Origin of the sequence: Pseudoalteromonas sp. TAE79, assembly GCF_000498015.1 — a bacterium.
Taxonomy (GTDB): domain Bacteria; phylum Pseudomonadota; class Gammaproteobacteria; order Enterobacterales; family Alteromonadaceae; genus Pseudoalteromonas.
Genome location: NZ_AUTL01000142.1, coordinates 37,528 through 43,657 on the forward strand (window position 1 = coordinate 37,528; position 6,130 = coordinate 43,657).

Here is a 6,130-nt window from a genome sequence, read left to right on the forward strand (position 1 = left end):
CGGCGGCTATTTCTTCGCGGTATTCGTAAAGCGTTGTTGCAGCGCCTTTAATTGCTTCGCCCGTACTTACAATGGTGTCACTTATTTTTTGCGCCCACTCTTGCAAGCGTCCATCTGCGGCCATGGCTGCAAACTCAGTATTAAGCGCTGTTATATTGGCCTTTAACCAGTCCATTGCGCCACTTTGCGCTATAAGGTTATAAAACTGCTCCATGTTGTCTTTAGCGTTCGATACTTGCCCGCTAAAGAGCGCCATTTGTGCTGCGGCTGAGCCAGCACTCGCGCGACCCATTTCATCTATTAAACCTTTTATTACATCACGGCCCAACTGGCCTGCACTTGATAGCTTTTGCAGCTCAACGGTATTTTTACCCGTGCTTTTTTCTAATAGTTCCCAAACAGGTATACCCCGTTCAATAAGCTGTAGTATTTCTTCGCCTTGTAACTTTTGTTTTGCCCAGGCTTGGCCTAATGCCAGGCTTACGCCTTCTACTTCTTGAAAACCACCGCCTAACTTTAAAGCTTGGTCGGTAATGGCCTGCATGGTGCCATCCATTGGATCAAGGCCAAAGGCTTTAAGCTTTACAAACGCCTGGCTTACTTCACCCATTTGCAAAGGGGTATTTTTGGTAAAGTCTTTTACCCACTCAGTGGCTTTTTCTCCACCAGCTATACCGCCCATTAGCGCCTGCATTTGCACGCCTAGCTTTTCAAACTTATCGCCTGTGGTAAATACTTGGGTTACTGCTTGGGCCACACGGTCAAGCCCCACATAAGCTGCGGCTAATGCGGTTACTTTGCCTATAATGCCGTCTAAACTTTGCGCTTGGGCACGTTGCGCTGTGGTTCCTGTGCGTAGGTTATTGCTAAATTTATCAACTGAGCGGCCAGTTTTATCAAACTGGGCTGCTAAATCGCGTTTGGCTGCGCGTAGATTATTAGTGTCTAGGTCTGATTTTTTAAGGGCATTTTGTAGTGCTGCGTGCTTACTTGTTTGCTGGGTAAGCTCGGTGCGCATTTGGGTTAGATCTTTTTCGGCGGCATCGAGTGAACGTGCAAGCTGCACAAATGGTTTATCGGTGTTTTTAGCTTCGGCTTGAAGTTTATCAAGGGCGAGCGCCGCAGCGGTTGTGGCTATTTCTTGTTGTTCTAATTTCTGTTTTGATTGTTCAAACGCGCGAATAAGATCAGCTTGGTTAGCTAACCCGTCTAATTCCTTAGCAAGTTTACCGGCTGTTTGACCAGTTTGTTTTGCACTAGTGTCGGTTTTATCTAGTGAATCACTGAGGTTTTTGGCTGCTGGATTAGCGGCATCGGCGCTTTGCTCAATATTTTCCAGCTCTGTTACAAGCTGCTCAATATTTTGCTTGCCAGTGGCTTCGGCAACAATGCGTAGGGCTAATTCTAGGGTTTTATTTGCCATGGCTTCAACTCAGTTTAAACACGGTTTAAAGGGGGGAATAAAGGGGCGAACGCCCCTTTATAAATACGCTTTGCAGGTTGTTAAGCGTCTATCTCGTCAATGTAGTACGGCTCTGTTTTGCCTGTTACCAGTTTGGCTGTCCCTTCAAGGGCAGCGGTTACAAACTCTGAGCTTGCTAAATCAAGTTCAGAGGTTGGCATCATTGACGTGTCATAAATTTCAAAGTTAACTTGCTTACCATTGGCTAGGTTTGTGCCCTCGCCAAAAATACGTAAGCGCGTTTGGCTTACTGTTGCACCGTTAATGCGTTTACCAGTGCGGGCGTTGTAAGAACCGCTTACAGTAATACTGCCACCAGCCTCTAATGCACCGCCTTTAATGGCGCGAATCATGCCTAGCGCAAAGTTAAACTCGTAATCAACACCCGCTACTTTCGTTTCGGTGGCTTGCTTTACTACTACATCGTTTGTAAAGTTTTGCCCTGGTACTGAAACCCACGATTGGTTAGTAGGCATGGTTACGGCTTCGTCGGTTAATGTTCCGGCTGCGTCGTTAATGGCGGCTACATCGCCCATAAGTGCGAGCGCAATCATTTCTGCTGGCTGATCGTCAAACTCCCATGTAATAACGGTTGGCTTACCTATTTTTACGTCATCAAGTGTTTGGCCTTTGCTGGCTTTTTTATTTGATGTACGTACAACCGAATCGGCTTCAGCTTTAATGCCTAGCTTAGTGGTGTTGATTGGACCAAAAATTTGGCCGGTGCTTACGCCTTGCTCGTTTAAACGGTCTACAAAAATGTTGCCCGCTAGTAAAATACCGTCGCTCATATTAAAGCGCTCCTTTAAGTCTCATTTGACAAGTAAAAGCCAGCGGGTAATACGCATGGCCTTTGGTGAATTGTGGTTTAGCTGGGGTGTTTACTCTAAGCCATGGCCCCGTGCCGTTAAGCACTTTGCCCGCCATAGCGCGAATAATGTTAGTTAGGTGCTCACCTGCATTTGTGTCTTGCTTACGCACCACCAGTACAACAATCCATGTTTGGGTTAGCTGCATTAAATAGCCGGCGTTTTTACTTTCTGGTAAGTTATCGCCGTAGTACATAAGGTGAATACTGGGGGTTGTTTGGCGGTCTTCTTTTACGTCGGCTAGTTCGTCGCTTAGGTAAACACGCTTAATGCCTGGTACTTGTTCAAGTGCCTGTTTAAGCGGGTTTTGAGCGGCAAAATAGTCGGTGGTAATTTCAAACATTAAATAAACCCCTTTGACTTTTCACGTGAAAACACAGTGCCTGAGCTTTGTATGGTGGCGGTGTCTTGCACTTTTGCGTCCTCGCCTAGTGCATTAACCCCAATGCTTAACTCGCCTTTAGCCACTGAGTTTAAAAACTTTATTGCGTCCTTGTATCGCGTTTCTATGTGCTCTGGGGTGTCGTTTGTGCCTAACTTATAACGAGCAATATCACAACAAAATTGCTCAAGTAGGTTAGGAACCGTTACAAGCGGCAATTCGTAACGTCCAGCTAAATAGCCGTTAATCATGTCGCTTGCATCGGTAATGGCCTGCTCAATAACTGCGGTATTAATTACATCAGCGGGGGCATCGTCGCGCTCACTTAAATAAATAAGTTCTTGCTCGCCAAAACGCTTTTGCATTGCGGCTATTGTTGCGTAGGCCATTTACTCGCCCTCGCCTGTTTTGGTTGCTTCTTGTAGCCATTGCCAAGCGTCATCACGCTGTGCGGCAGATACTTTAACTTTAACTACTTCGCCCTCGGTTTCGCCTGGCGCTTCATAAGCCACCTGATCAACAACCGGCTTAAGCTCCATTTGTGCATCAATCATTAAGGCAATTACGGGTTGTAGCTCAATGGGCGCTTGGGTGTAATCAACTTGAGCGTAGAGTTTAGGGGCATCTAAATTTGCACCCAGGTTATCTGCGTCCAGCTGTGGGTTCTGCGCAGTACTCGCATCGAGCGGTACAGCTTGCACCGATAAGCGTGGATCATTTTCAATTGCTTCAAGCTGCTGTTGCGTAAGCGCTTCAGCTGAAATAGTTTGCTTTCCGCTTGTGTGGGCAATGCCACCGCGACGGTAGCCCGTAGGCTGCGTGCAATGGACAATGATCGATGCAAGCGCAGTGAGCTTAAGGTTTTTAGCCATTTCATTATTACTCCTGGTTTAAAGTATGGGGCTATACAGCCCCGTACTTAATAGGGTTTTTATGGGGGTAGCTATTAAAGGTAATCAGCTACTAGCAGCTCTACACGGCCTTTAAGTTCGTTTGAGCTATTTGAATCAAGCTCACGCTCTAGCATGCGGGTTGCTAGCTTTTCCATGCTAGCAGGTACAACTAACATGGTTGGCTTAATACCCAACTTACGGCCACCGTCGGCAGTAAAGCTGCGCATTTTTTCGATGCTGTCCCATAGGTTATCTGGCGTTAATGCACGTTTATTAGCAAAGGCAAGCTGCCAAAAACCAAAGCCTGCGGCATCACGGCAATCAACGCCGTAACGGTATTCTTTGCGCGTGAATACGGCTTCGTCGTCCATTTTTGTCATGGCAAGCAAGTTAGGCTTTTTACGCTCTTGGAAAATGAGCGGCTTAAGCGCTTTTGAGGTATCGAGTACGTACCAAGCATCCCCTGTGTAATCAACATCAGCCGCCATATTTGCAGTAGAAACCGCTGTACCTGTGCCATCGACATTTGGGTAAACAGGGTGCTCTTCATCGAAATAGTTTTGCCCGTCGTAACACAGCGTTGTAAAACCTGCCGCTAATAACGGGAAAATCATTTCGTCTGGGTGAATAGCTGCGGCGTTACCCATTTCTTTAAAGATAGGTGAGTACACGCCTAGGTTATCGTCTTCAATGTCGTTGCGGTCTACGCCTACCGTTGACTCGTAATCGTCGTTGGTAATGGTGTACGCCTGCGATTTCATACTTTGAATATTTCGATCACCAATCCATTTAGCCAGGCTTGGGAACTTACCCAACCAGCCGTAGGTATTACTGGCCGATGTAGATTTAATTACACTGGCAATTTTATTAAATTGCGGCATTGCTTCTGATTTACCTTGTTCAAACTCGGTTTTAAAACCAGTAAACAACGCGGTTAAAAGTGCGGGGGTCACTAAAGCCATTATTTTTGCTCCTGTTTAGCTTTTGCATAAGCCGTGTGCGATAGACCTAACTGGTCTGCTGCATACTTTTCGTCTGCGGTGAGTGCTGCTAAGCCGTCTTGGTTTTGCTCTGGCTTAGGTGCGTGAGTGGTTTGCTGAGCCGTTAAGCTTGCAATAGGTGAACGGGCATCTAACACCGCTTTTAACGCAGCAATGCCTTGCTGATTACCTAAGTTAGTTAGGTACTCTTCTTCGCTTGTGATCACGCGGCCATCTTGTTTGGCTTTGTTAATTTCTTGCTCAACGGTTTGCGTTGCGCTGGTGCTTTTAAGGGCCACCATTTCAGTGTGCAATGCGTTGTAGGTTTCAACTGGCACGTACTTAGCTAAATTAACCTCTGAATCTGGGCTGTTGGCTTTTAGTGCGGCAACGGCATCGTTGGCGGTACTTAACTGGTTTGTTAGCGTATCGGCTTCGTCGGCCTTGGCCTTTAAAGCAGTGAGCGCTGTTGTTGCTTGGGTGTAGTCTGCATCGGTGATTTTGTCACCATCCACAGTAATACCTAGCAAGCTCAGCAATTTTTGAGCTGCATTCATGGTGTTTTCTCCATTGTTAACATGGGTTTTAGAAGCTTTTAAAACCGCTACTTTGTCCATACCGTCTACCGCTGGGTCGTTGGTAAGGGCAAAGTGGCGTAATTTGGTTGGGCGGCCTGTTTGTTTGTCGTAATGAAAAACAGGGCTTATAAAGCGGTATTCGTCGTTTTTTAGGTGTGCGCGTGCGCTAGGTGTCCAGCGTACATTAAGGGCATAAAGCCCCTCGCCTGGCACATACTCTAAATCGCTTGGGTTAAACCAACCACTTGCTGGCGCTGGCTTGCCGTTTTCTTCGGCGTGTAAGGTTTGGTGCTCGTAGTCAAAATGGTAATCGTTAGTGCGGGTGCTAGCTGTGCTCTTTAACAGCTCAAATGCAGCTTGGTCTAGTAACCAGGCATTAGCAGGCACATCGAATGGACGGCCATCGTGCGAGTTAAAATAGCCATCTGGCATAACCATTACGCGCTCGCTGATACCTTGCTCGTTAATTTCGCTTGCAAAGCGGCACGCAGCAAAGCCTAGGTCTACTGGTTTGTTTGCTGATAAAACAGCAAGTCCTATCGTGGTTTCAAGTAAGCTTTTTTTAGTAAATGGTTTTTTCATGGCTGAGCACAGTTTGAATAATCTGTGCTCAGTATGGGATTAGATGTGTGTATGTTGGCCGTGCGGTGTTTCGGGAATTTATAAGGGGTATTTACAGGCTAAAAAGAGGAATTTGATTTATCACAGTAAAACACGGTCCAATATTAGCAATACAACCCTGTTTAAACACTGTTTAAAATCGCCTGTAAGCGATTATTGTAAATTAAACGCCACATTGTCAAGGCTTGACAAGTTAAGGCGCTTAGACTTCATTCTACGCGCTTGTAATTTATTTTTAAATCAAAAACTCGCTTAAAATTTCAATTACTTCAGCTTCATCTTCCTCTGACAAACCTAAAAACGGTCTTGCTGGTATTGCAGCTAGGCGGGGGATCATATCGGCGG

The 6,130-nt window shown here is 46.2% G+C and carries 8 protein-coding genes (1 of these 8 cut by a window edge); all 8 read right to left on the reverse strand.

Features of this window, described 5'->3' with window-relative positions:
* Positions 1–1,423, reverse strand: the 5' portion of a protein-coding gene (locus L655_RS1000000127955; protein WP_241764475.1) for a tape measure protein. The gene continues 26 nt to the left of window position 1, outside the view; the window shows 1,423 of its 1,449 coding nt (coding positions 1–1,423); the start codon lies at positions 1,421–1,423; its stop codon lies beyond the left edge, outside the window.
* Between the two features lie 80 nt (positions 1,424–1,503).
* Positions 1,504–2,253: a hypothetical protein gene (locus L655_RS0110080; RefSeq protein WP_024604961.1), complete on the reverse strand. Its 750-nt coding sequence runs from the start codon at positions 2,251–2,253 to the stop codon at positions 1,504–1,506.
* Between the two features lies 1 nt (position 2,254).
* Entirely contained in the window at positions 2,255–2,674 is a 420-nt protein-coding gene (locus tag L655_RS0110085) for a hypothetical protein (protein WP_008172265.1), read from the reverse strand.
* Complete coding sequence (locus L655_RS0110090) at positions 2,674–3,102, reverse strand: phage protein Gp36 family protein (RefSeq protein WP_024604962.1); 429 nt, start codon at positions 3,100–3,102, stop codon at positions 2,674–2,676. The genes L655_RS0110085 and L655_RS0110090 overlap by 1 nt, the downstream gene beginning before the upstream one ends.
* Positions 3,103–3,585, reverse strand: coding sequence for an HI1506-related protein (locus L655_RS0110095; RefSeq protein ID WP_024604963.1), 483 nt, complete (start codon positions 3,583–3,585; stop codon positions 3,103–3,105).
* 74 nt (positions 3,586–3,659) lie between these two features.
* Positions 3,660–4,568 carry a Mu-like prophage major head subunit gpT family protein gene (locus L655_RS0110100; protein ID WP_024604964.1) on the reverse strand — a complete coding sequence of 303 codons (909 nt, stop codon included), beginning with the start codon at positions 4,566–4,568 and terminating at the stop codon, positions 3,660–3,662.
* Entirely contained in the window at positions 4,568–5,746 is a 1,179-nt protein-coding gene (locus L655_RS0110105; RefSeq protein WP_024604965.1) for a phage protease, read from the reverse strand. Before L655_RS0110105 ends, L655_RS0110100 begins: the two co-directional genes overlap by 1 nt.
* A 274-nt stretch (positions 5,747–6,020) precedes the next feature.
* Entirely contained in the window at positions 6,021–6,122 is a 102-nt protein-coding gene (locus L655_RS1000000128360) for a phage virion morphogenesis protein (RefSeq protein WP_241766326.1), read from the reverse strand.
* Between the last annotated feature and the right edge of the window lie 8 nt (positions 6,123–6,130).